This is a genomic window from Citrobacter sp. Cf118, from assembly GCF_030334095.1.
Lineage (GTDB): Bacteria > Pseudomonadota > Gammaproteobacteria > Enterobacterales > Enterobacteriaceae > Citrobacter > Citrobacter freundii.
This window is the reverse complement of sequence record NZ_JAOWES010000087.1, coordinates 571,862-596,328: the sequence shown is the minus strand read 5'-3', so window position 1 is coordinate 596,328 and position 24,467 is coordinate 571,862. Positions and strand designations below refer to the sequence as shown.

At 47.6% G+C, this 24,467-nt stretch carries 29 protein-coding genes and 3 pseudogenes; 21 read left to right on the top strand and 11 right to left on the bottom strand.

Going from position 1 to position 24,467, the window contains the following annotated elements:
• Positions 1–136: 136 nt before the first annotated feature.
• A complete protein-coding gene (locus tag OGX67_RS18180) occupies positions 137–379 on the bottom strand; it encodes a DinI family protein (RefSeq protein WP_257651404.1) in 243 nt (80 codons plus the stop codon).
• 79 nt (positions 380–458) lie between these two features.
• On the opposite strand from OGX67_RS18180, the pseudogene OGX67_RS18175 reads away from it, so the two are divergent.
• Positions 459–656: pseudogene (locus OGX67_RS18175) on the top strand (S24/S26 family peptidase); the annotation flags it as partial.
• Between the two features lie 112 nt (positions 657–768).
• Here the strand turns inward: OGX67_RS18175 and arsH are convergent.
• Positions 769–1,467, bottom strand: a complete 699-nt coding sequence (gene arsH / locus OGX67_RS18170; protein ID WP_016150087.1) for an arsenical resistance protein ArsH — start codon at positions 1,465–1,467, stop codon at positions 769–771.
• A gap of 85 nt (positions 1,468–1,552) precedes the next feature.
• Here arsH and OGX67_RS18165 point away from each other — a divergent pair, with 85 nt between their 5' ends.
• The 6 genes and pseudogenes from OGX67_RS18165 to OGX67_RS18140 all read left to right on the top strand — a co-directional run bounded on the left by OGX67_RS18165 (position 1,553) and on the right by OGX67_RS18140 (position 5,283).
• Entirely contained in the window at positions 1,553–1,873 is a 321-nt protein-coding gene (locus tag OGX67_RS18165; protein ID WP_071696963.1) for a transcriptional regulator, read from the top strand.
• Between the two features lie 43 nt (positions 1,874–1,916).
• The gene (locus tag OGX67_RS18160; protein ID WP_257651405.1) at positions 1,917–3,206 is read left to right on the top strand and encodes an arsenic transporter; all 1,290 of its coding nucleotides are present in this window, start codon (positions 1,917–1,919) and stop codon (positions 3,204–3,206) included.
• Between the two features lie 12 nt (positions 3,207–3,218).
• Positions 3,219–3,644: a glutaredoxin-dependent arsenate reductase gene (arsC, locus tag OGX67_RS18155; protein ID WP_071696958.1), complete on the top strand. Its 426-nt coding sequence runs from the start codon at positions 3,219–3,221 to the stop codon at positions 3,642–3,644.
• A gap of 282 nt (positions 3,645–3,926) precedes the next feature.
• Positions 3,927–4,001, top strand: a pseudogene (locus OGX67_RS27010) (hypothetical protein); the annotation flags it as partial.
• Between the two features lie 543 nt (positions 4,002–4,544).
• Positions 4,545–5,018, top strand: a complete 474-nt coding sequence (locus tag OGX67_RS18145; protein ID WP_224773599.1) for an Ail/Lom family outer membrane beta-barrel protein — start codon at positions 4,545–4,547, stop codon at positions 5,016–5,018.
• 10 nt (positions 5,019–5,028) lie between these two features.
• Positions 5,029–5,283 carry a hypothetical protein gene (locus OGX67_RS18140; RefSeq protein ID WP_071696957.1) on the top strand — a complete coding sequence of 85 codons (255 nt, stop codon included), beginning with the start codon at positions 5,029–5,031 and terminating at the stop codon, positions 5,281–5,283.
• Between the two features lie 60 nt (positions 5,284–5,343).
• Here OGX67_RS18140 and OGX67_RS18135 read toward each other — a convergent pair.
• Both OGX67_RS18135 and OGX67_RS18130 read right to left on the bottom strand, forming a co-directional pair.
• Positions 5,344–5,445, bottom strand: a pseudogene (locus OGX67_RS18135) (cytochrome b); the annotation flags it as partial.
• Positions 5,446–5,549: 104 nt separating this feature from the next.
• Positions 5,550–5,822: a hypothetical protein gene (locus OGX67_RS18130; RefSeq protein WP_032949082.1), complete on the bottom strand. Its 273-nt coding sequence runs from the start codon at positions 5,820–5,822 to the stop codon at positions 5,550–5,552.
• A 239-nt stretch (positions 5,823–6,061) separates the two neighbouring features.
• Between OGX67_RS18130 and pdeG the strand changes: the two genes are divergently transcribed.
• Positions 6,062–7,585 (top strand): cyclic di-3',5'-guanosine monophosphate phosphodiesterase PdeG, encoded by a 1,524-nt coding sequence (pdeG, locus tag OGX67_RS18125; protein ID WP_204583698.1) that lies wholly within the window; start codon positions 6,062–6,064, stop codon positions 7,583–7,585.
• Between the two features lie 169 nt (positions 7,586–7,754).
• Positions 7,755–7,952, top strand: coding sequence for a hypothetical protein (locus tag OGX67_RS18120; RefSeq protein ID WP_257651406.1), 198 nt, complete (start codon positions 7,755–7,757; stop codon positions 7,950–7,952).
• Between the two features lie 31 nt (positions 7,953–7,983).
• Here the strand turns inward: OGX67_RS18120 and waaZ are convergent, their stop codons facing one another.
• On the bottom strand, positions 7,984–8,760 hold the full coding sequence (waaZ, locus tag OGX67_RS18115) for a 3-deoxy-D-manno-oct-2-ulosonate III transferase WaaZ (RefSeq protein WP_257651407.1): 777 nt from the start codon (positions 8,758–8,760) through the stop codon (positions 7,984–7,986).
• Positions 8,761–9,184: 424 nt separating this feature from the next.
• Entirely contained in the window at positions 9,185–11,272 is a 2,088-nt protein-coding gene (locus tag OGX67_RS18110; protein WP_257651408.1) for a TonB-dependent receptor, read from the bottom strand.
• Between the two features lie 394 nt (positions 11,273–11,666).
• On the opposite strand from OGX67_RS18110, the gene OGX67_RS18105 reads away from it, so the two are divergent.
• From OGX67_RS18105 to OGX67_RS18060, 10 genes are all read left to right on the top strand, one after another.
• Positions 11,667–13,289 (top strand): ABC transporter substrate-binding protein, encoded by a 1,623-nt coding sequence (locus OGX67_RS18105; RefSeq protein WP_257651409.1) that lies wholly within the window; start codon positions 11,667–11,669, stop codon positions 13,287–13,289.
• Positions 13,289–14,263, top strand: a complete 975-nt coding sequence (locus OGX67_RS18100; RefSeq protein ID WP_032950851.1) for an ABC transporter permease — start codon at positions 13,289–13,291, stop codon at positions 14,261–14,263. The genes OGX67_RS18105 and OGX67_RS18100 overlap by 1 nt, the downstream gene beginning before the upstream one ends.
• On the top strand, positions 14,253–15,065 hold the full coding sequence (locus OGX67_RS18095; protein WP_003030742.1) for an ABC transporter permease: 813 nt from the start codon (positions 14,253–14,255) through the stop codon (positions 15,063–15,065). Before OGX67_RS18100 ends, OGX67_RS18095 begins: the two co-directional genes overlap by 11 nt.
• On the top strand, positions 15,059–15,853 hold the full coding sequence (locus OGX67_RS18090; RefSeq protein ID WP_044712067.1) for an ATP-binding cassette domain-containing protein: 795 nt from the start codon (positions 15,059–15,061) through the stop codon (positions 15,851–15,853). The genes OGX67_RS18095 and OGX67_RS18090 overlap by 7 nt, the downstream gene beginning before the upstream one ends.
• Entirely contained in the window at positions 15,837–16,427 is a 591-nt protein-coding gene (locus tag OGX67_RS18085; protein ID WP_257651410.1) for an ATP-binding cassette domain-containing protein, read from the top strand. The genes OGX67_RS18090 and OGX67_RS18085 overlap by 17 nt, the downstream gene beginning before the upstream one ends.
• An 89-nt stretch (positions 16,428–16,516) precedes the next feature.
• The gene (gene zinT, locus OGX67_RS18080) at positions 16,517–17,167 is read left to right on the top strand and encodes a metal-binding protein ZinT (RefSeq protein WP_048219059.1); all 651 of its coding nucleotides are present in this window, start codon (positions 16,517–16,519) and stop codon (positions 17,165–17,167) included.
• Positions 17,168–17,306: 139 nt separating this feature from the next.
• On the top strand, positions 17,307–17,945 hold the full coding sequence (leuE, locus tag OGX67_RS18075) for a leucine efflux protein LeuE (protein ID WP_016152793.1): 639 nt from the start codon (positions 17,307–17,309) through the stop codon (positions 17,943–17,945).
• Positions 17,946–18,119: 174 nt separating this feature from the next.
• Positions 18,120–18,482, top strand: coding sequence for a DUF1971 domain-containing protein YeaR (yeaR, locus tag OGX67_RS18070; RefSeq protein ID WP_003030735.1), 363 nt, complete (start codon positions 18,120–18,122; stop codon positions 18,480–18,482).
• A 3-nt stretch (positions 18,483–18,485) separates the two neighbouring features.
• Entirely contained in the window at positions 18,486–18,668 is a 183-nt protein-coding gene (locus OGX67_RS18065; RefSeq protein WP_003832433.1) for a DUF1869 domain-containing protein, read from the top strand.
• 216 nt (positions 18,669–18,884) lie between these two features.
• A complete protein-coding gene (locus tag OGX67_RS18060; RefSeq protein ID WP_071696961.1) occupies positions 18,885–19,529 on the top strand; it encodes a hypothetical protein in 645 nt (214 codons plus the stop codon).
• 52 nt (positions 19,530–19,581) lie between these two features.
• On the opposite strand, the gene fdhF is transcribed toward OGX67_RS18060, so the two are convergent.
• Complete coding sequence (fdhF, locus tag OGX67_RS18055; RefSeq protein WP_071696960.1) at positions 19,582–21,729, bottom strand: formate dehydrogenase subunit alpha; 2,148 nt, start codon at positions 21,727–21,729, stop codon at positions 19,582–19,584.
• 360 nt (positions 21,730–22,089) lie between these two features.
• On the opposite strand from fdhF, the gene OGX67_RS18050 reads away from it, so the two are divergent.
• Positions 22,090–22,338, top strand: a complete 249-nt coding sequence (locus OGX67_RS18050; RefSeq protein ID WP_003030729.1) for a GlsB/YeaQ/YmgE family stress response membrane protein — start codon at positions 22,090–22,092, stop codon at positions 22,336–22,338.
• A gap of 49 nt (positions 22,339–22,387) precedes the next feature.
• Here the strand turns inward: OGX67_RS18050 and yoaJ are convergent, their stop codons facing one another.
• From yoaJ to OGX67_RS18035, 3 genes are read right to left on the bottom strand one after another with little or no spacing between them, the layout of a single operon-like run.
• Positions 22,388–22,462 (bottom strand): protein YoaJ, encoded by a 75-nt coding sequence (gene yoaJ, locus OGX67_RS18045; RefSeq protein WP_099530266.1) that lies wholly within the window; start codon positions 22,460–22,462, stop codon positions 22,388–22,390.
• A gap of 2 nt (positions 22,463–22,464) precedes the next feature.
• Positions 22,465–22,563, bottom strand: coding sequence for a YoaK family small membrane protein (locus tag OGX67_RS18040; RefSeq protein WP_032941789.1), 99 nt, complete (start codon positions 22,561–22,563; stop codon positions 22,465–22,467).
• 47 nt (positions 22,564–22,610) lie between these two features.
• On the bottom strand, positions 22,611–23,636 hold the full coding sequence (locus tag OGX67_RS18035) for a sensor domain-containing diguanylate cyclase (protein ID WP_257651411.1): 1,026 nt from the start codon (positions 23,634–23,636) through the stop codon (positions 22,611–22,613).
• Positions 23,637–23,822: 186 nt separating this feature from the next.
• Between OGX67_RS18035 and OGX67_RS18030 the strand changes: the two genes are divergently transcribed.
• Entirely contained in the window at positions 23,823–24,071 is a 249-nt protein-coding gene (locus OGX67_RS18030) for a putative hemolysin (protein ID WP_057064623.1), read from the top strand.
• A 7-nt stretch (positions 24,072–24,078) separates the two neighbouring features.
• Here the strand turns inward: OGX67_RS18030 and OGX67_RS18025 are convergent, their stop codons facing one another.
• Entirely contained in the window at positions 24,079–24,426 is a 348-nt protein-coding gene (locus OGX67_RS18025; RefSeq protein WP_003030722.1) for a DUF488 domain-containing protein, read from the bottom strand.
• Between the last annotated feature and the right edge of the window lie 41 nt (positions 24,427–24,467).

Here is a 24,467-nt window from a genome sequence, read left to right as displayed (position 1 = left end):
GCGGTACGGCTTAATCAGGCCTCAACACAGATGAATTACTGACTGCTGCACTTAATCCCGGCTGTGACAACTATCTGCGTTTAGCAGCAGAATACTGTTGAGCGGGATAGGGTAAAGGAAGATGAATCGAACGCACTTAATCTGAAACCAGCCACATATCAGCCTCTTCAAACATTTCCTGAACAGTACGGCTGATCTGTTCCTTCTCGTGCTTGCTGGCGTCAGTGTTGATCGCCGGCAATGTCATCATCGGTCTAACCCGGACATCAGCGTCGGGGAAAATCCGGTGAACCCTCTTGGTCAATTCGCCCAGAATGATATCTTTTGCACTGGGCAGACCATCAAAATTCCTTTTGTCATAAACGAGTTCCACGAACATTGCTTATCGCTTCATTGCTGGATGGATATACAGTATTTGTGCTGTGTTTTTTATCCGGTATTCAACAGAGGGCATAAACATGGGCTTTCCTTCACCTGCGGCAGATTATGTTGAAACACGAATCTCCCTCGATCAGCAACTAATCAGCCAGCCCGCAGCGACTTATTTCATGCGGGCATCGCGTTCACATTTCAGGGAAGGAATACTTCAGGGGGCGCTGTTTGTTGTGGATGCGTCACTTACTGCCTGTGATGGCTCATTGCTGATATGTGCAATTGTAAGTAGCCCGCATAATCGTGCCGTTCACATTTAGAGATCATCCGGCATAATCAATCTGCCAAAGCGGACATTGTTAAACTCATGCAGTATGGATTCACGAAGAACATACGTTATATTTTGTCCTGATTGACACGGGATGAAAGCTCCTGATGGCTCTCTTTTCGCTCGCTGTAACGATCTGCAAGATAACTGGTTTGTCCCTTAAGCAGCAGCGTGATTTTAAACAGCTCCTCGGCTACATCGACGATGCGGTCATACCATGAAGAAGGTTTCATTCGTCCGTTTTCGTCGAACTCTTGCCATGCCTTGGCTACAGAGGACTGGTTGGGGATCGTAAACATCCGCATCCAGCGACCAAGTATACGCATCTGGTTCACGGCATTGAAAGACTGTGAACCGCCGCAGACCTGCATTACCGCAAGTGTTTTGCCCTGCGAAGGACGAATCGCTCCTTCACTTAAGGGGATCCAGTCAATCTGCGCCTTCATGACTGCGCTCATAGCACCGTGCCGTTCCGGAGAACTCCACACCATCCCATCACACCATCTGACCAGACCGCGCAGCTCGGTGACTTTGGGATGCGTGTCCGGCGCATCATCCGGTAGGGGTAAACCGGAGGGGTTAAACAGTTTCACCTCCGCGCCCATCGCCGTCAGTAGGCGACCGGCTTCCTCCGCGGCAAAGCGGCTGTAGGAGCGCTCTCTCACTGAACCATACAGGATCAGAATCCGTGGTGGCTCCTGCACGTTCAGGCGTTCAGCGATGTGTTGATCAAAGCATTTAGTATTCAGGGCAGGAAATTGTTCCATTTTTCTCCTCCAGAGAGAGCAGATGATTTCAAAGTTGATACATATGATTTACCATATGTGTATTCTAAAGGGAGCGGAGAGAAAAATGCTACAACCTGTTCAGCTTTTCAAAATCCTGTCAGATGAAACACGTCTCGCCATTGTCATGCTTCTGCGGGAGTCCGGAGAACTGTGCGTGTGCGATATCTGTGCAGCTACCGCCGAATCACAGCCCAAAATATCACGCCATATGGCCGTCCTGCGTGAGGCAAAGCTTGTTCTTGATCGTCGGGAAGGGAAATGGATCCACTATCGTCTCTCACCTCATATTCCGGCGTGGGCCGCTGAGACAATCACGACATCCTGGCTGTGCCTTCAGGAGGATGTACGGGAATGGTTGGCAAAGTCGGCCTGTACCTCCTGCTGAGGCAGGAAACACATTTACATAATCATATATAACGGAGTCTGAAATGTTTTTGGCAGGGAGTATATTTTTACTGACGCTGGTACTGGTTATCTGGCAACCCAGAGGCCTGAGTATTGGCTGGAGCGCGAGTATCGGAGCTGCGCTGGCGCTGGGAACCGGAGTCATCCATATCGCTGATATTCCCGTTGTCTGGAATATCGTCTGGAACGCGACAGCGGCATTTATTGCGGTCATTATCATCAGCCTGTTGCTTGATGAGTCCGGCTTCTTTGAATGGGCCGCACTGCACGTCTCCAGCTGGGGTAACGGACGTGGCCGCCTTTTGTTTACCTGGATAGTCTTGCTTGGTGCCGCTGTTGCTGCGTTGTTTGCCAATGACGGCGCTGCGCTGATCCTGACGCCGATTGTAATTGCGATGCTGCTCGCACTGGGATTCAGCCAGGGCACGACATTGGCGTTTGTCATGGCCGCAGGATTTATTGCAGATACGGCCAGCCTGCCGCTAATTGTTTCTAACCTGGTGAATATCGTCTCGGCGGACTTTTTCGGTCTGGGCTTTACGCAGTATGCCTCCGTTATGATCCCCGTAGATGTGGCAGCGATTGCGGCCACTCTGGTCATGCTGCATCTCTTCTTCCGCAGGGACATTCCGGCGACGTATGACGTTTCGCTGCTGAAGACGCCTGCCAGTGTGATAAAGGATCCGGCAACGTTCAGGGCGGGCTGGATTGTCCTGTTATTGCTGCTTGTCGGTTTCTTTGTTCTGGAGCCTCTGGGGATCCCGGTCAGTGCGATAGCGGCTGGTGGCGCAGCAATACTGTTTATAGTGGCGAAAAGAGGTCATGCTATCAACACCGGAAAAGTCCTCCGCGGTGCACCATGGCAGATCGTTATTTTTTCGTTGGGTATGTACCTGGTGGTCTATGGCCTGCGCAATGCAGGGCTTACGGAGTATCTGTCTGACGTGCTGAACCTACTGGCAGAAAAGGGGTTATGGGTAGCAACGTTCGGCACCGGCTTCCTGACCGCGTTCCTGTCGTCGGTGATGAACAATATGCCGACGGTGCTGATTGGCGCACTGGCGATTGACGGGAGCACGGCGACTGGCATCGTCAAAGAGGCAATGATTTATGCCAACGTGATTGGCTGCGATTTAGGTCCGAAAATCACCCCGATTGGCAGTCTGGCAACCCTGCTTTGGCTGCATGTGCTTGCCCAGAAAAATATAACGATTACCTGGGGATATTACTTCCGCACGGGTATTATCATGATTCTGCCCGTGCTGTTTGTCACTCTGGCCGCGCTGGCGTTGCGGCTCTCCATCACTTTGTAATGAGATACAGATATGAGCAACATTACCATCTATCATAACCCTGCCTGCGGCACTTCTCGCAACACGCTGGAGATGATCCGTAACAGCGGCAACGAACCAACGATAATTTATTATCTCGATACGCCACCGACCCGTGATGAGCTGATTCAACTTATTTCAGATATGGGAATTACGGTGCGTGCATTACTGCGTAAGAATGTTGAGCCTTATGAACACCTGGGTCTTGATGAAGATAAATTTAGTGATGAGCAGTTGATTGATTTCATGCTTCAACATCCGATCCTGATTAATCGGCCGGTAGTCGTTACGCCGCTTGGCACTCGTCTTTGCCGCCCTTCAGAAATAGTGTTGGATATCCTACCGGAAGGTCAGAAAGGAGCGTTTACCAAAGAGGATGGCGAGAAGGTCATTGACGAAACGGGTAAGCAGATTAAGTAATCTGCCACTTCAAAATACCGGATGTCTGTTCACGCTATGCGGGCGTCCGGTTTTCGCTCAAATCGGACCTCTGCGGCAGCAACAGCTTTACCATCGAGGCTTGCCATTAGCGGTAGTGTGTTGAATGAGCTGGCGTGAAAAACTTGGATTCTTGGCGAAAACTCTTCCCCAAAACTAAAACCAAAGTTTAGACAATCAATGAGTTTAAAATGGTAGCTACAGGCTGATTTGAAAGTAGAGAGGATGATAATTTCAACTTTATCAAATGGTTGCTATGATTTTAGCAATGTAATGCTGCGCCACATGGGTTGGACCGAAGCGGCTGACTTAATTGTTAAAGGTATGGAAGGCGCGATCATCGAAAACATGTAATCCAGATTCTGGGTTGTATAAGAATTGGAACCGATTGGTTCCCGTTTTTTTACCTGCAAAGTGCTTTCCTGGCACTCAGACTATTAAACTCATTTTAATAGCACTAAAGATTTAATTTTTATCTTTGTCATTACAATTCTATTTATTGATAAAAGATATCCATATCTTTCAATATTTATTTAAACCGATTCGGGTATGAGAACTAAATATAATTGAGTGGAGTTTGTATATTATTAATTATTATATGTAAAACAGTCGTTTTAAAAACAAGAAAATATTGGGAGTATATTAAAGATGGTGCGTTTTAATGTTGTTTTACTCTAATGTTAAATCCATTTTTATCAACACGTTATGATAATTTATTATCCTGAATATTAATAATGTCCAAAAAAGAACATTTTTCTCGATTGATTTTTTATTACCTTTCTGTTTTTATCTTGGCGACATGTTTGAGAAATAAAATTCAAAGCATGACTCCTTGTTATGTATGTAACTTACTATTAGTTGATGATGAAAATGGTTATTAAAATGCTAAGTTTAAAAACAGGTTTAGTGGCTGTTACATTATGCTTTGCTATGACAGTTTATGCAGGAGAAAGCGTAGTCACCGGCGGTTATGTACATACCCGGACAGATGGACAGAACCTTAACGGTCTTAACGCTAAATATGGTTATACCCCAGATGAAAGTGATTTAGGCGTTATAACATCCTTAACTATTTCAGCAAATGACGATAATGATATAGATCGTGGTTATGGTTCTGCATTAGTCGGTGCAAGTTATAAAGTAAATGATGTGATAAAACCTTATGTAATGGTGGGTATTGGGAGAGGTGCGATCAAAGCTAATGGTGAAACTGATACTTCTACAGGTTTTGCCTATGGTGCTGGTATTCAGTTTACCCCCATTGCAGCTTTCACTGTTGATGCAGGCTATGAAGGTTCTAAGGTCTTTGGCGCACAAGCTAATAGTATTGTAGTCGGCGCCGGCTGGAAATTCTAAGGTTATTTATATGAATAAATTAATGATAATACTGGTTGCGTTTTCTACTGTTTCTTTGATGTCTGGTTGCGTATCAGAAGAACAACGCTTAGCAAAGTGCGAAGCGAAGGGAATTAGCCGTGATGTTTGTTATCACGAAGAAAAAGAATATTGGAATAATTACAGTGCTAATATGAGTCGACTGCAGGCTGCTAATACACAAGCAGAAGCTTTTAAAGAGTCTATGAGTGATCGCAAGAAACATAAGCATTATGATGACGATTAATATTTTAGACCACGTACATACTGTCTTTAGTGCTTATTTTCTTAACATTATAATCATTTATTAATTATTCAAATGCTTATGCTCAGGAATCACTCTCAAAAGCCTATTTTCTTTCTGTATATAGTGATGAAATAATGCAGCGCCAGCATGGACTGCAATCAGAAGTAACAGATATTAGCGAGTTGACTCCCCCCAAGGCCAGAGGTATTTATGATAACAATGGCCTTACTTTGGTTTGAGAAAAACGCTTCGCCTGCTGTATGCAATCATTCTTTTGATGAAAATTTGTACGGGAATACGTGCAGGGCATTGGCTGCAATGGGGTAAACACCAAGGCCTTCTGTTCGAGCTTTAATTTCCTCGAATGAGAGTGAAGGGGAAGGTTCTCGTCCTCCCCACAGATTAATACCTTCAGGAACATCGTCCCGACTGTACTCCTCGGCGATCTCAATAGTTCCGCCGCTATTCAATTCGATCACGACGCTTTTTCCGTCAACAGGAATGAGATTCCCTTCATTGTCAGTGATAAAGATTTTCATTTGCTTACCTCTTATTAGTACATTCATATGATAGCAAAATTGGAAGGAGGGATGTCATTATCGTTATGATCTTTCCAGGACTAATTTTATATAAAAATCCATTTCTTATATTGTGGCTTTGGAAGTGTGACTGGACGCATGGCGACTTTTGATTCTATCTACCATGCTCTGTAGAGAGAAATGAGAACACGTCTATGCTCATCGCAACGACTGATCAGTTTTCGCCACAGGACATGAGAATGCGCAAAGTACTTTTACCGGTAACCGCTGCGGTGTGTCTTTTTTTGATCGGTGTTTTTATTCTTAATATGCAGCTTTGGTATTCCTCTTCGACAGAAACCCTTGGAGGAGCCAGATATGCCGCGAAAAATATGGATAACATACTGGATGAAGCTTTCCAGGCAACCCGAACCGCTAAGCACATCGCCGAAAAAAAATGCGATCTGGAGGGTCAATACCAACTTGGAACTGAAGCTGCACTTCGCCCTCATTTGCGAACGCTGATCATTATCCGACAGGGGAAGCTATGGTGTACGTCACTGCCAGGTAATCGGATCTTGCTTAAGCAAATTCCGGTGATTGCTGATACAAATTTGCTGCTTACTCCCGCAAGAAATACGGAAAATGAGATACCCGTTCTGCTGTATCAAACTCATTTTCAAACCAACCACATCATTGTCACCATTAGCGGGGTGCATATCCGTGGAGCATTGAATGTGTCGTTAAAGGGGGTGACATATTCACTACTCGTAGGTGACGAAGTGCTTGGTTTATTGGGCGATGTGAAAACCGTTACAGCAAGCTCACAGATGTCTGGTCAGGTGAATTCCGCAAAGTATCCGTTCAGCATTATTTATAATGAACCGCCATTATTTAGTGCAAAAAGGCTGGTTACACAAGGTTCAGGGATTCTGGTTTTTATCCTGTTAATCTCTTTCGCAGCCGCTTATGCCATTGATAAATATCTAAATAAGAACGATACCCCAGAAGAAACGTTGCGCAGAGCGATAGTAAAAGGAGAGATCGTGCCTTTTTATCAACCTATCGTAAATGGTCGTGAGGGGACATTACGCGGTGTTGAAGTGCTGGCCCGATGGAAACATCCAAAAGCCGGATATATCTCTCCTGCCTCCTTCATTCCCGTCGCCGAAAAATCAGGCCTGATAGTGCCACTAACTCAAAGTCTGATGAGGCAGGTTGCGGCGAATATGAACGCCATTACCAGCAAGCTGCCATCTGGATTCCATGTCGGTATTAACTTCAGCGCATCCCATATCACTTCCCCTACATTTGTGGAGGAGTGTCTGAAATTCAGAGATAGCTTCAGCCGCCATGATCTCAACCTGGTGATTGAAGTTACTGAGCGTGAGCCATTACATGTAGATGAAGAGCTTGTGCAGAGGCTAAATATCCTGCATGAAAATGGCTTTGTGATTGCGCTTGATGATTTTGGTACGGGCTATTCTGGGCTTTCTTATTTGCATGACCTGCACATTGATTACATTAAGATCGATCAGAGCTTTGTGGGAAGGGTTAATGAGCTTCCCGATTCAACCCGAATTTTGGATTGTGTTCTCGATCTGGCGCGCAAGCTGTCTTTAAGCATCGTTGCAGAAGGAGTTGAAACGAAGGCTCAGCTCGATTATCTCAACAAAAACAACATTGTTTTCCTGCAAGGGTACTATTTCTATAAACCAGTGGCCTTCACTGAGTTCGTCATGATTCTGCTGGCAAAGCCTAAAGTGAAGGTTTTTGTCGAATAAATACAGGATAACCTTATTGATGAAAAGGGAGCATGAAATCTGCTTCGGGAGTAAAAATCCGACGATTATCTTTATCGTGAGACAAATCTCAGATTCTGTTATTTAAAATCTATACCCTTATCGATATGGTGGTTATTTGTGTTTTCATATACAGCAACTGGATAATGGCATGGCAGATATAACATTCGCGATGGAGCGTGATTCAAGTCACAAAGCGGCGAAAAAAAAGTTGGATGTGCGAAACAATACGAAGTACACAAACCGCAACCAGCTTGCGATTGCCGCAGTACTGTTTTTAGGTGGTATCGTCGGGGTTATTGTTTTGGCATTGTATCTAATGGTGCAAGAAGGGGTGTTTCTGTATTAATTGTTTAAATATTCTTACCGTTGGTGTATTGCTAGTAGGAGGTGGAACAAGCTACTTCTTCTGTATTGATGAACGGAATAACATCGTAGGGAATAGCTGTTTGTGGAGAAAGATTGTAGATCTTACCGTCATAGTGGCTACTTACATAAGAAAATGACCTTAATATAAAGCTAAGATCAGCGGGTAGAGTCGTGGGTTGAGCGTTAACTTCATTGTAAAACCGTTTACAGCTACCTTTCAAATCTAAACCTGAAAAAATTATTCTTTCAAATTTTAGACTAATGGCTATTTGTAACGCGCTAAATGCGACCGTAGCACTACCAAAATGACCATGTGTCACATCAGTTGAAAATGCAATTGTTTTCACTTTTCTGAATGCAGAGCATTTAATTCGGAGATTCCTGTTAGTCATTGTTTTTATTTTATAGCGAATCTTTCTACCGATACCACCTCTGGATTTGCAAATGTCCTTTAACAGAAAACATGTGTTGAGCAAGTTCCCTGCCTCTGTTGAATCAGCTCTTTTAATAACATCTTCACTAATAAAGGTATGCTGAGCATAGGCGGAATACTTATAAAATAAGTCTTTATTGTTTTCATAAAAAGAACCGTCACAAACAACATAAATAAATACAGGGATATTGTTGTTAATTAAATAGCCTGCGCTACCATTTACGCAAATGCAGCTTTTACTACGCATTATCTCAAGGGGCGTATCTAATGATGAAGGTCCAGACAAGTAAATAATACAATCATCGGAAACTCTTTCACCCATTATTCCATTAAGTATTTCGTATGTGATGAGCATGGCGGTTACCGTGGATGTTATTTTTGAAATAATAACATTGAGTATCCGTTCCAAATCAAAGAAGATGTTTCTTTTTGTTTTTCAAACTTGAAGAATTGATTATGTGAATGTATTTTTATTATTATTTTGATAAATGTTTTTTTGAGAGTAAGGTCTGGTAACTCAGAAAAATATGATGATGTTGGCTTTTGTTTTCCGATTTTTAAAATCTAGGCATTTGTTGTGTGAATAAATCTGATTCTGGTGTTCTTGCCTGGTAAGAATTTAACATGAAAATTAGTTACTTTTAGTTACAGGTGGCTGAGAGTGTTTTAATCATATCCTTATAAAGAGTGCGATTTTATAACATCATCCGCCTGTTATTTGATGTAACATAATTCCTGACGGGCTATCAATTCCAGTCCGTCAGGAAGGGAAAACAACATTAGAACTGATAGTTTAAAGATACCCAGTAGTTACGACCCGGGTTTACGTATCCGGTGGTGGATTGTGCAGTCTGATAATAATCACCTGCGTAGGTGCTATTACGGCCCACCTGGTAAAGTTTAACCTCGCTAAAGTCTTTATCCAGCACGTTATTAACTGCCGTATTAAGTGTCAGATCTTTGGTCAGTTTGTAAGACATTCCCATGTCCAGGACGGTCCAGGCTTTTAAATTAGCACCTTTATCGTCATAGACGGCTTTTTGTACTGCGCTGAGATTGTCGTAATTTTCCGTGAAGCGTGGGGCCTTACCGCGATAACGTGCGTTCAGCCAGGCGTTCATATCTTCCGTTGCCTGCCAGTTCAGACGGGCGTTAGCCATATGCTTTGGTGTATAGCTTAACGGCGCGCCTTTATTGTCACCATCTTTTTGCTTGCTCTGAGTGTAGGTGTAGTTGAGAGATAAGGTCAGCACATCCGACCATAGAGGGAAGGTGCTGGCAAATTCAACGCCATCGGTCCTCGCCTTGCCGCTGTTGGTATAACTGTTGGTATTATCATCGATAGAATACGAGACAATTTTATTTTTGTATTCAGTATAGAAGCCGGTAATGTTGGCGTTAAGCCCGGCGTTGTTCTCGTAATACAGCCCGGTTTCGTAGCTGATGCTTTCCTCAGGTTTGAGGTCCGGGTTCCCGACCGTATTCACCGTTCCCTGCGCGGTTACACCGCTGATCCCGTTATGTAACTGGCTCAGTGATGGTGCTTTATAACCTGTCGTTACGCCGCCTTTGAGCGTCCATTCGTCGGAAACATCCCAGACCATATAGGCTCGTGGGCTGAGGTGACCGCCAAAGACATCGTTATGCTCATAGCGTGTTCCTGCGGTTAAGGCCAGCGAATCGAGAATATGCCATTCATCTTCCGCATAGGCTGCCCACGTTTTTTGGTGGAACGTCTCGCCGGTATTGGCCAGCACCACACCATCTTTCATTCGTGCATCCCAGTATTCCCCGCCGAGGGTTAAGAGGTGCGAATCACCTAGTGGCGTCAGCAGCACGGAGTCCAGAATGACGTTGGTGTTCTTCAGTTCACGCGCGTCACCGGCCCGACCTGCGTTCTCTGGCGTGAGTGCGGAGGAGACCAGTTGTCGGCCTTTGTTCTCGGTCTCATTCCAGCCGAGGGACGATTTCCAGGTGCCAAACGTTAAGGCTGTATCGTGGCCGAGGGTCACTTTGTTACGCTCATAGCGCAGCGTTTTATCATAACCTCCCGTCAGGTTACCCAACTGACCGTCATTGTTGTCATAACGCTGTCTGGCGGAGTCGAGATCCAGCCACAGCGTATTGCTTTCGTTGGCTTTCCAGTCGAATCGCGTGCCAATATTGTAGTTTTCCGACTCGGTTGGATAAGGTACGCGGGTGGAAGAGGTATCGCTCAGCGAAGTGACGCTGGAACCCTGACGCTGGGTTGTGCTCCCCCGAACCTGCATATCCAGTACGCCCGCGATTAACGGGCCGCTTGACCAGAAGTTGGCGACCGTACTGTTACCCCATTTATTACTCTCTTGCAGGTTAACGCCGGTATTGATGGAAGTGCTCCATTTATCGGTGCTTTTTTTGGTGATGATATTCACCACGCCACCGATTGCGTCGGAGCCATAAAGCGTCGACATCGGGCCGCGGATAACCTCAATATGATCGATTGCCGCCAGCGGGGGCATAAAGCTGGTATTCATGGCAGAGAACCCGTTTGGCGTCACGTCGCTGCTGCCGTTTTGACGAATACCGTCAATCAGGAGCAAGGTATAGCTGGCGGGCATGCCACGGATGCTGATCTCCAGACCGCCAGTTTTACCGGTGCTGCTTTCAACATCTACCCCTTCAACAGAACGCAGGGCTTCACCTAAGTCATTATATTTATTGGTTTGTAACTCTTGCTGCGAAATAACAGAGACGCTGGCGGCGGCATTGGTGATTTTCTTTTCGTAACCGGAAGCGGTTACCACCATGACATCTTCAGCAAATACCAGGGGGCTGGAAAATCCTAAACAGGACAGAACGACAGAGGCAACAGGTTTTAAACGCATAGTCAAACTTCCTTTGTTAAAAATCAAAGGCAGTAAGATAAGTGATCGTAATGATAATACAAATAATTATCATTACAAATTTACATAACTTGTCACTTCTGGTGTTTTTTTTGAATAAATATACATAAATTGTCATGAATTTTAGATAAGGGAATAGCGGGGAGGGTAAATAGTCCGCATGGGTAATTATTAGATAGGGATTAATATTCTTTGAATAAATGGCGAGGGATTAATCTATATTCTGAGATTCACATCGTACTCATAACGGAGTATCAGAAAAAAGTATGATAATTTTAGAAAATCGTCATACTTTTCTGCGCCGCATCATTTTTTTCGTCATTTCTGTCCGCCATAATCCCTTCCCCAGGAGACTGCTTAACGACTGTAAATCGTTATGCAGCATAAAAATAACGTAAAACTGGATAACATAATGATCAAAGGCAAGCTGGCACTGCTTACGTGCGCATTGACTCTCGCATTAACCTCACCACTTCTCGCCGCGCAAAATGCGAGCGAAGGGCAGACGTTAAAACTGGCAATTGGACCGGAGCCAACGGAAGGTTTTGACCCGATGCTGGGCTGGAGTCATGGCAGCTATCTGCTTTTGCATGCACCATTATTAAAACAAAATGCAGATATGAGCTGGGGAAACCTGCTGACGGAAAAAGTAGAGACCAGCGCAGACGGCAAAACCTGGACGTTGACGTTAAAACCTGACCTTAAATTCTCTGATGGTTCGCCGCTAACCGCTGAAGATGTGGTGTTCACCTATAACAAAGCAGCAAAAAGCGGCGGCAAAATCGACATGGGAAACTTCACCCATGCCAGTCTGAAAGATAACCGCACGGTAGAAATTACGTTGCGTAGCCCGCAAAGTACCTTTGTGAACGTGCTGGGTTCATTAGGAATTGTTCCGCAAAAACGGTATGACGAAAAAACATTCGCTAAAAATCCGATTGGCGCGGGTCCGTATCGACTGGTGAGTTTTCAGCCGGGGCAGCAGTTGATCGTTGAGGCTAACCCCTGGTATGCCGGTAAGAAAAATGATTTCAGTAAGCTGGTGTTTGTCTTCCTTGATGAAGATAACGCTTATGCCGCAGCGCGTAGCGGCCAATTGGGACTCGTACGTATCGCGCCGTCGATGGCGGTCACTCCTCAGCAGAAAAATTTGAAACTTTGGGTACGCGACAGCGTGGAAAACCGGGGCATTGTGTTCCCGATGGTTCCTGCAGGTAAAAAAGACGCCAATGGCTATCCGATTGGGAACGATATCACTGCCGATGTTGCCATCAGGCGCGCCATCAACTACGCCATCGACCGTAAGCAGCTTGCCGATCAGGTCATGGAAGGTCATGCGATTCCGGCGTATAGCGCGGTTCAGGGTCTGCCATGGCAGGGACAATCAGTTGCGTTCAAAGATGGCGATAGCGAAAAAGCGCGAACGATTCTGGAAGAAGCCGGCTGGAAGGTGGGTAAAGACGGCGTACGTGTGAAGGACGGTAAAGAGGCTCGCTTAACGTTGTGGTACGCCAGCGGTGACAGTACACGCCGGGATTTAGCCGAAGCCGTACGTGCGATGCTGGAGCCAGTGGGTATTCAGATTTCTCTGCAATCCGGGAGCTGGGAAACTGTTGAGCGGCATATGCATGCCAACCCGACGCTGTTTGGCTGGGGAAGTCTGGATCCGATGGAGCTTTTCCATCACTACAGTAATCAGGCTGCGGGCGTGGAATACTACAATCCAGGCTATTACAGCAATCCTGTCGTTGAGCAGCATCTTAAACAGGCTATTGACGCTCCGGACTGGCAAAAAGCGTTGCCGTTCTGGCAACAAGTTGAGTGGGATGGCAAGCAAGGGGCTGGCGTGCAGGGCGATGCGGCCTGGGCATGGCTGCTGAATATTCAGCATACCTACCTGGCAAATCCGTGTATTGACTTAGGTAAAGGCGCACCGGAGATTCACGGTAGCTGGTCACTGCTCAATAATCTGGACGAATGGACCTGGACCTGCCGTTGATGAAGTCTGTTGTGGGCCATTTTCTACGGCTGATGGTGTTATTGGTGCTGGTTGCGGCTGGCACTTTTATGCTGCTCAGCTTTTCTCCGGTCGATCCGATTCGGGCTTATATCGGCAACGATCTCCTGCATGTGCCGCCGGAGCAATATGCGCGTATCGCGGCTCGCTGGGGATTGGACCAACCGCTATGGGAGCGTTTTGGTCACTGGTTTGGCCGTGTATTACAGGGCGATCTCGGCTATTCAATGTTGTTTAACGCACCGGTTGCCAGCGTGATCAAGGAACGCTTTTCTACCTCGTTTGCGCTGCTTGGTGGCGCGTGGCTGCTCTCTGGCATATTGGGAACGGCAATGGGGTTTGTCGCGGGTCGCTATCTGAATCGCTGGCCGGATAAAGCAATCTGTCGCCTCAGTTATCTGCTTTCTTCGCTGCCGACCTTCTGGATTGGCATGCTGTTGCTGGCGTTATTTGCCGTGCGCTGGCCGGTATTTCCGGTCTGCTGCGCGTGGGAGCCGGGCAACAGCGGCGATATGGCGACGCTGACTGAGCGTCTGCGCCATTTGGTGCTTCCCGTTTGCGCGCTCAGTTTGCTGGGATTGGGACAAATTACGCTTCATACACGGGAAAGCATCGCCAGCGTGATGAAAAGCGATTTTGTCCGTTTTGCGCGTTCTCAGGGAGATAAAGGCTGGTCACTGTTACGCCATCAGGTTCTGCGTCATGCAATTACGCCTGCGCTGTGTTTGCAGTTTGCCTCGCTGGGGGAGCTGTTGGGAGGCGCATTATTGGCCGAAAAAGTCTTTGCTTACCCGGGACTGGGGCAGGCCACTATTGATGCTGGATTACGTGGAGATCTGCCGTTACTGATGGGAATTGTATTGTTCAGTACCGTATTGGTGTTTATTGGTAACTCGCTGTCTACCTGGCTTGTCCGTATGTTGAACCGTGCTCTGGAACGACCTGATGCTCTATAACCCGACGCCGACGCTGATTCGTCTTTTGCTCTCATTTAGCTGCCTGTTATTCATTGCAGTGTATGGTGCCGCAATGCTGGATAACCCGTTGAGCGTTAATCTGCTTGCCCGGCATTTACCACCTGATGCGCTGTACTGGTTTGGCACCGACAACCTTGGTCGCGACCTGTGGATCCGTTGTTTTCAGGGTGCACTAACCAGTCTGCAAATTGGTATTGGTGCGGCGTTGTGCAGCGGTTTCATTGCGTTAGTGATGGCGGCGGTTTCGCGCATACATCCGCGTCTGGATGTGCTTATGCGTCTGATTACTGATGCCATGCTGTCGATGCCGCATCTGCTGTTGCTCATTTTGATCTGTTTTACGCTGGGCGGTGGGAAAAACGGCGTGATTATGGCGGTTGCGCTGACCCACTGGCCGCGTCTGGCGCTGATCCTGCGTGCTGAAGCGCAGCGCGTGGCCCACAGTGACTACTTGACGCTGACCTGGCGTCTGGGACACGGACATTTTTACTGCTGGCGACATCACTATCTACCCGCCTTATTACCTCAATGGCTAACGGGAACACTACTGATGTTTCCCCACGCGGTGTTGCACAGTGCGGCGTTAAGCTTCCTCGGTTTTGGGCTGGCACCGCATGAACCGTCACTGGGACTGCTGCTGGCGGATGCGCTGAGATTTATCAGTCATGGCGATTGGTGGTTGGTGCTGTTTCCGGGACTGATGTTGTTCAGTCTGGTGATGTTATTCGATCAGCTCGCAAGGGCGGTACATCGTTTATGGTTACGAGGTGACGCATGTTGAGTTTAAGACAGGTCTCGCTGGAGGTGGCGCGTTATCGCTGGTACGGCGCGAGAAACTGGTCTTCGCTGTTGCAGGATATCTCTTTCGACGTGGCACCGGGTCAAATGGTGGCGTTAGTGGGAGGAAGCGGGGAGGGTAAGAGCCTGCTGCTGCAATGCCTGCTCGATCTCTTACCGGAGAATTTGCGCTTCCAGGGCACTATCACGCTGGAGGGCAAAACGCTGAACAGCGATGATATTCGCCAATGTCGTGGCAATACCTTCAGCTATGTCCCGCAAGGCGTTCAGGCGCTTAACCCGCTGCTCTCGATTGAAAAGCATCTGCGCAGGGCATGCCAGCTTTCTGGCCAACAATGGAATGCCGGAAATATTGAACGATTGCTCCAGCGTAGCCGACTGGAAAGTCGCGTATTAGATGCTTTTCCGCGCCAGCTTTCAGGCGGTATGGCGAAACGTGTCCTGGCCTGTCATGCGTCTCTGAGTCAGGCTCGCTATATTCTGGCGGATGAAATTACCGCCTGGCTTGATGCACCTCTGGCTAATCAACTCCTTGAACAGTTGCGTGAGCAATGTGAGCAAGGGGCTGGCGTTTTATGGGTAACGCATGACCTCACGCTGGCGGCCCGCCATGCGGATCGTATTGTCGCGCTGCATCAGGGAAGGGTGTCGGATAACGTCAGCCGGGAACAGCTGTTACGCGGAGAGATTAGCGAACATCTGCAACGACAATGGCGGGCGCTGCCTGAAAGAAATCAACTTTTTGGAGAGCGCGATGTTGTGCTGTCGTGATGTAACAATCCGTCAGGGAGAAAAGGTTCTGTGGCAAAATCTGACCTTCTCTCTACACCCTGGAGAACGTATTGGGATTTGTGCGCCAAGTGGGACGGGCAAAACGACGCTGGGACGCGTGCTGGCGGGCTGGCAGAAACCAACTTCGGGTGACATTCTGGTTGATGAACAACCGTTACCGATGCACCAGTATTGCCCGGTGCAACTGGTGCCACAGCATCCGGAATTAACTTTTAACCCCCGACGCAGCACCGGTGATGCGGTTCATGATGCCTGGCGACCGGATGCTGAAATGCTTACCCGTCTTCACATCAACCCAGAGTGGTTAACTCGCTGCCCCGGACAACTTTCTGGCGGTGAACTGGCGCGAATTGCTTTACTTCGTGCGCTGGACCCGCGGACACGTTTTCTTATTGCTGATGAAATTACCGCCCAGCTCGATCCTTCCATTCAACGGGATATCTGGGCGCTGCTGCTTGAAGAATGCCAGCGTCGACCGTTGGCTATACTGATTATCAGCCATCAGCAGGCCCTGCTTGATCAGCTTTGTTCCAGCAAACTCATTGTAACGTGAAATGAGATAGAGGCTTGTAGCTGGTCTATTGATTAAATTGATACGTTATATTATAACACTTCACTCGCAAATGATTTGAGGGTGAAATTTTGGCTATTTGTATTAATAAACTGACAATTGCTCTGGGGATGCTTTTAGTCAGTGGTTCAGTTATGGCGCACGGTCATCATTCCCATGGTGCGCCGATGAGCGAAGCAGAACAAAAGGCGTCGGAAGGGGTTTTTGATGATAACCAGGTGCAAAATAGGGCGCTGACCGACTGGGATGGCATGTGGCAATCTGTCTATCCGTATCTGGTCAGCGGCGAGCTTGATCCGGTCTTCAAAAAGAAAGCGGAGAAAGACAAAAGCAAAACGGCAGAACAAATTAAAGATTACTACCGTAAAGGTTATGCAACCAACGTAGACACCATCGGCATCGAAAATGACGTAATGGAATTTCACACCGGTAATCAGGTTGCATCATGTAAATACGACTACGCCGGTTATAAAATTCTGCACTATAAGTCAGGCAAGAAAGGTGTACGTTATCTGTTTGAGTGTAAAGACGCTAACAGCAAAGCACCTAAATACGTGCAATTCAGCGATCATATTATCGCGCCGCGTAAATCGAGCCACTTCCATATCTTTATGGGAAATACCTCGCAGGCAGCTTTGCTTGAAGAGATGGAAAACTGGCCTACCTACTACCCTTACCAGTTGAAGGGAGAAGAGGTTGTGGATGAGATGCTGCACCATTAATCCGGGCTAACCTTATCTGTACACACCCGTCACCAGTGGCGGGTTTTTTAATTCATAACCTTCTCTTTCCATCACCCGATGCATTCGTTAGCATATTGTCTCGCAGCAAGTGCATGTGTTTTTTCAGGAAGAGATTAACGTGTTTGCAGAGTATGGAGTTCTGAATTACTGGACGTATCTGGTGGGAGCTATTTTTATCGTGCTGGTACCGGGGCCAAATACGATATTTGTGTTGAAGAACAGCGTTGGTCGGGGAGTGAAGGGCGGTTATCTCGCCGCAAGCGGTGTGTTTATCGGCGATGCCGTGTTAATGTTTTTGGCCTATGCCGGAGTTGCCGCATTGATCAAAACAACGCCCGTTTTGTTCAACATCGTTCGCTATCTTGGCGCGTTTTATCTGCTGTACCTCGGTGCGAAGATCCTGTATGCAACACTGAAATCGAAAGCAAGCGATGCCGCGCCTGAAGAAGTCCCGTTTGGCGCTATTTTTAAACGTGCGTTAATTCTGAGCCTGACGAATCCTAAAGCTATTTTGTTTTATGTTTCGTTCTTCGTGCAGTTTATTGATGTCAATGCGCCGCACTCAGGGCTGTCATTCTTTATTTTGGCTATTACGCTTGAGATAGTGAGCTTTTTCTACCTGAGCTTTCTTATTTTCTCCGGCGCGTTCGTGACGCAGTATATCCGTACGAAGAAAAAGCTGGCCAAAGTGGGTAATTCCCTTATTGGTCTGATTTTTGTTGGTTTTGCCGCTCGTCTGGCCACGCTTCAGTCGTGACGCCATTGGCCCGTTGGTTACGGCGGGCCTTCAATATTACACCCTGCAATTCATTTATAATTGTATTGTTATAACCAATAAATGGTATTTCAAATGAATATTATGAGGCGTACCCTGTGTACAGCAGCGGTTCAGTAAGAACTCGCTGGTTGTCGACTGGAAAAGGGAAGAAAAATGCTTCAAATTCCACAGAACCATATCCATACACGCTCTACTCCATTCTGGAACAAAGAAACGGCACCTGCCGGAATTTTCGAACGCCACCTTGATAAAGGAACCCGTGCCGGGGTTTATCCTCGACTTTCGGTTATGCAGGGGGCGGTCAAATATCTCGGATACGCAGATGAACATAGCCCGGAGCCCGTAGAGGTGATGGTTATTGAAGCCGGTCAGTTTGGCGTTTTTCCACCGGAAAAATGGCATAACATCGAAGTGATGACCGACGACACTTACTTTAATATCGATTTTTTCGTTGCCCCGGAAGTTCTGATGGAGAGCGCGAATCAACGAAAAGTCGTGCGTACCGGCAAGGAGTAAATCATGGGCAAAGCAACCTATACCGTAACAGTGACCAATAACAGCAATGGCGTGTCAGTCGATTATGAAACTGAAGCGCCGATGACGTTACTGGTGCCGGATGTGGCAGCAGAAGTTGTTAAAGATCTGGTCAATACCGTACGTTCATACGATACCGAGAATGAGCATGAAGTGTGCGGATGGTAGGCGTTAATTACTCCTACTGATTGAATGCGCTGAATTTTAATCTAATAACCGCACTGCGTTTTGACGACGCCGCGCGGTTTTTTTATCCGTGTTAAACCTGGAAATATCCGGAAAAAGATTTCTTAAGAATACCTTAAGAAATCCGCATTGATTGCTAATGTTGGATCATTCACAGGGGTTATGATCGTGAAACAGTCACAATACAGAACCTCGCTTATGAAACTGAATACCCGACTAACATTACCCACTTTCATTCTTGGACTGATCATCGTAGCGATCCCGTTCACTGCGAACTGGAATCTACCTTTGCTCAACGGTACTGTCGTCAGATGGATTGAGAATGGTCAGGCGTTATGGCTGCTGTTTGGAGCGCTTTTTACTCTCAGCTACATCCGGCCTTTATCACGTCCTGAAGGCGAGAAACAATTTTGGCTTTGGGCGGCTGTGTGGTGGTTGGTGTTGCTGGGTCGCAGTACCAGTTGGGGCCGTGATTATTTCCCAGAGCACCCTAAACTTCTGTTCAGAGTTATCTCAGTGGTATTGATTGCAATGATTATTCTGCCTGTCCTGATATCAAAACGCTTACGCCAGGATATTGCCCGTCGCTTACGCAATGAACCGCTGCCGCTATGGCTGTTAGCGATCACCACCTGTGCATTTTTGATCTCCGATACGGTAGAGCATCATCGTCTGCTGGCCCCTATCTTTTTGCACAACGCGCAGTACGGCGATCTCATTGAGGAGCTGTATGAACTCCCGTTTATGGCAGGATTGTTCCTGATGAACCTCGGTTTTATGCAGCGGGATAAGCAGGAACAATCTGCTGCCATTCGCTTTAGTGAACCACAGCTGGCGAAGTAACGGGAAAATACCTGAGTCTGGATGACCAGACTCAGGCGGTTAGCGAGGTGACTTACGCAATGGCCTCGCACAAGCGTAATTTCATGTCGCTATACGTCTGTGCGGCATACTTTTCAGCCCATCCCTGATCGCTAATGTGCTCAATACTTACGGCGCAATATTTGGTTTCCGGCGTTTTCGAAATAGGATCGAGGTTATCCTGGGTTAACTCGTTACACGCACCAATCCACCATTGATAGGTCATATACACTGTTCCGGCATTGATACGCTCGGATACATCCGCGCGGCTGATGACCTTACCACGACGCGAGCTGACCCATACCAGGTCACGATGACGAATACCCAGTTTTTCTGCATCATGAGTATTGATTTGCACATACCCAGGCTCATCTGCCAGGGCTTGCAGCGCTGCACAGTTGCCGGTCATTGAACGACAGGAGTAGTGCCCAACTTCACGCACTGTACACAGGACCAGCGGATACTTTTCATCAGGAACCTCTGCGGGTGCTCGCCATTGTGCGGCAAACAGTTTGCCTTTGCCATTGGCGGTATCAAACTGGCTGTTCGCGTAAAGGTAAGGTGTGCCGGGGTGATCGAGCTCCGGACATGGCCACTGAACATGCCCCATTTCACCCATTTTCTCATAGGTTACGCCGTAGAACAGCGGGCACAGCTCGCGCATCTCATCCCAGATTTGCTGGTTACTTTGATACCGCATGGGATAGCCCATTTCACTGGCCAGCAGGCTGATGATCTCCCAGTCACGCTTGACATCACCTGAGGGTTCAATCGCTTTTTCAAAACGCTGGAATCCACGATCGGCGCAGGTAAAGACGCCGCCGTGTTCGCCCCAGGAGGTGGCCGGCAGGAGGACGTCGGCCATTTCCGCTGTCTTGGTCATGAAGATATCCTGCACGACAATAAAATCGAGCGCGTTAAACCCTTCGCGGACCAGACCTAAATCGGCCTCGGTTTGCAACGGATCTTCCCCCATGATGTAGTAGGCTTTAATTTTGCCTTCGATAGCCAGATGCGGAACTTCGGTGATGCGCGTCCCAATCTTGTCATCCATCTGATTAACGTCAATGCCCCAGGCGTTGGCGAATTTCTCCCTGACGGTGAAATCGGTCACGTCCTGATACCCAGGGAACTGGTTAGGCAGCACCCCCATATCGCACGCGCCCTGCACGTTATTTTGCCCACGCACCGGCCCAACGCCGACGTTAGGGCGTCCCAGATTGCCGGTCAACAACGCCAGGCTCGACAAACCACGAACCACGTCAACGGCCTGACCAAACTGGGTGACGCCCATTCCCCACATGACGGTTGCCGATGGCGCTGCGGCAAATGTACGCATCGCCTGACGAACCTGCTGTGCGGGAACGCCGGTCAAATGTTCAACAGATTCAGGCGCATAGTCCTTCACGGTTTCCCAGTATGTTTCCAGCCCTTCCGCATGCTTTTGTACATACTCGCGATCGTAGAGTTGCTCTTCGATGAGTACATGGCCAAAGGCGTTAACCAGTGCCATATTACAACCGTTTTTCAACTGCAAATGTTGGTCAGCGATACGAGCAGTTTCAATACGACGTGGGTCGCAGACAATGATTTTTGCGCCGTTCTGGCGAGCTTTAATGACCCGGCGAGCCACGATCGGGTGCGAGTCGGCACAGTTGTAACCAAAGATCAGCAGGCATTTTGAGTTTTCAATGTCGCTGATGGAATTGCTCATGGCGCCATTGCCTAATGTTTCCTGTAACCCGGCAACGGAAGGGCCGTGACAGACACGGGCGCAGCAATCGACATTATTGGTATGGAGAACGCCACGTGCGAATTTTTGCATCACGTAGTTGGTTTCATTCCCTGTTCCACGTGAGGACCCGGTGGTCATAATGGCGCGGGGGCCATAGGTATTTTTGATTTCAGATAAGCGTTTTGCGGTGTAACGAATGGCTTCATCCCAGCTAACGGGAGTGAATTTTCCACCTTTTTCATAACGGATCATCGGGCGAGTCAGACGGGGAGTCAGAAGGCGAGTGTCGTTAAGAAAATCCCAACCATAGTAGCCTTTCAGGCATAACTGATTTTGGTTCGTTACACCCTCTGCGGCCTCGGCGCGGATGATTTTGTTATTCTCAACAACAAGCTTGAGCTTGCACCCGGCCCCACAGTATGGGCATACACTGGTGATTTTTTTCATCAATAACAGACCTGTTAAATGCTGAAATAGCGCGAATTGTAAACGGAGCCGCGCGATACGCATCGCGGGCTACGATTTGTCATAGTGACCGGCTGTTTAAGCATAAATCGTGCCAGAAGTGAAAACCTAGTAATTGCAGGGACTGAGGGCGAATGAGTAAAGCAGAATGACTGACGATTCGACATTAATGACGAGCTACGTCAGGGAAAATGTCGCCATCGAATGGTTTAACCTTATGAAAGATCAGAAAAAGATGAAAATATCAGGTGATATCGATCACAAATTTTAATTTTTCAGCGCTATGCTATGCTTTTATACAACGAGCGAATCGTTAACTTAAAAACATAAGTGAGGGATATTATGGGCATTATTTCATGGGTGATTTTCGGTCTTATCGCTGGGATTTTGGCAAAATGGATTATGCCGGGTAAAGATGGCGGCGGATTCTTTATGACCATCATCTTAGGGGTTGTCGGTGCGGTAGTGGGTGGCTGGATCAGTACCTTCTTTGGTTTTGGTAAAGTTGATGGTTTCAACTTTGGCAGTTTTGTCGTAGCGGTTATCGGTGCGATTGTGGTGTTGTTTATCTATAGAAAAGTCAAAAGTTAAGTAAACATGCAGACAATAGAGGCCACTGATAAGTGGCCTTTTTCTTTGGTTACCACCACCCCAGTTCCGTGCCCAGAACCACGATGATAGCCACGCCAATCATAATAAGTGTTGTTTTTTTCATCGTTATGCTCCAGGCGCAGCGTAACCGCCAATAAAAAACCAGGATAAGAAAACGACAGCGGAAATGAAAATAATGACAGGGAAAATAATACCGAGTCGCATACGATTATCTACCAGAGTTATTTAAAGACGAGTCAGCATAGCAGGGGTTAATGTACGACAAAAGCGGTTTTATCCTGACGCTTTTTATCCTTGTACATTGCGCTGTCTGCGAGATGAAGCGCACAGTTTACATCAGTCTCCAGCGGATCAATTTCCACCACGCCCAGACTGGCACCAGGATAAAACAGATGAATATCGCCCAGGTGATAGTCGCCGCAAATTTGCTGCTGCAACTGATGTTTCACCTGCTGCAGACGAACACGTTGCTCTCTGTCATCTTCCGGCGACAGTCGAGCGACTAAAAATTCGTCACCGCCCAGTCGACCGAGAATGTCATTATCACTACATTTACGCAGCAGGCGGTGGCCAATCTGGATCAGGAACTGGTCGCCAACCTCGTGACCAAAGCGGTCATTGATCAATTTGAAATCATCCAAATCGATATAGGCGACAACTATCTTCTGCCTGAGGTGGCGGGCGAGCGAAAAAAGGGTCTCTACATTTTCAAAAATTGCGCGCCGATTCGGTAATCCGGTCAGGGCATCGGTGTAGGAGTGAGCAATCAGCGCAGCGTTCGCTTCACGTAACTGAGCAACCAGCGACTCTTTTTGAATCGACTGGGCGATTAGACCGGCAAACAGATGCAACACCTGTTCACCACGTTCGCTTAACGCATGCTGGCGGCGACTGGTGGCGCAGAGCGTTCCGTAAAACGTTCCGTCCGGAAGATGAACGGGAGTACTCAGAAAAGTGGTGATGTCCAGTGCGCGAGCGGCGGTACATTCCGGCCATCGTGCGGGCACGTTGTCGCTGAACAGACAGTTTTCCTCAATAGCGCGTTTGCACAGCGTTTCATCCCACGGCACGGACAGCCCTTCGGGGATCTGCATTTGGCAGCTATTACGCGCATACAGAATATGCTGCAGACGGGCATCCAGATCGACCTTGGTCAAGTATGTAGATTCCATCTCAGTCACTACCTCCAGCATTTCCAGAAGTTGGCGTACCAGACTCTCAACTGACTGCTCCGTGGCTAGGGATTGTGAGACTCTGGCAAGGATCATGTCCGACATGAGGTGTAAATACTCCTGAGTGATGACAAGGCTGGCGTGGGCGCATGATAGAACATCAGGGAGCAAGATGAAACACGTGTTTCTGGCTGAAATGTAATCATAAAATTGAAATTAGAACGTAAAACATGGAGATAGAAGGGAAGTCGGGGTAACCTGCCGGAACAATGCTTTTAAACAGGAGTAGAGATGAAACTTGCGTCTATTATTTTGCCCGGCTTGCTGGTGATGGCGGGGTGTACCACGCAGCCTGATGCCCCTAAACCACCAAAAATCGGCATGGCGAATCCGGCATCGGTGTATTGCGAACAAAAGGGCGGTACGCTGGTTGCGGTGCAAACTCCGCAAGGCGTAAGGTCAGACTGCAAACTACCCGGTGGGGAAGTGATTGATGAATGGGCGCTCTGGCGTAGAGATCATCCGACAACGGGCAAGTGATACGCGGTCAGCATTGACGTAGCCACTCAGCGAGCACCAGCGCGTGGTTTTGCTGGGTATTTTTCGCCGCATACAGTAGCGTTAAGGTTTGCTGTCGGGCAATCTCCGCGAGGCGCTTTCCTTCTTGCTGCTGTTGAGCCAGTTCAGCGCGATATTGCTCAGAAAAATGCGAGAAATCAATCAACTCTGCGTGGAATGCCTTACGTAAATCAGATGACGGGGTAAGTGCTTTATTCCATTCGTTGAAAATAAGATCGCTCTTTTTCACCCCGCGAGGCCACAACCGGTCGACCAACACGCGGTAACCATCGCTTTTTTCTGCCGGGTCATACACACGTTTGCACTGAATATTCATCTCTTCATCCGCTCCATTAAGCTATCGCTATTACGGTTAAA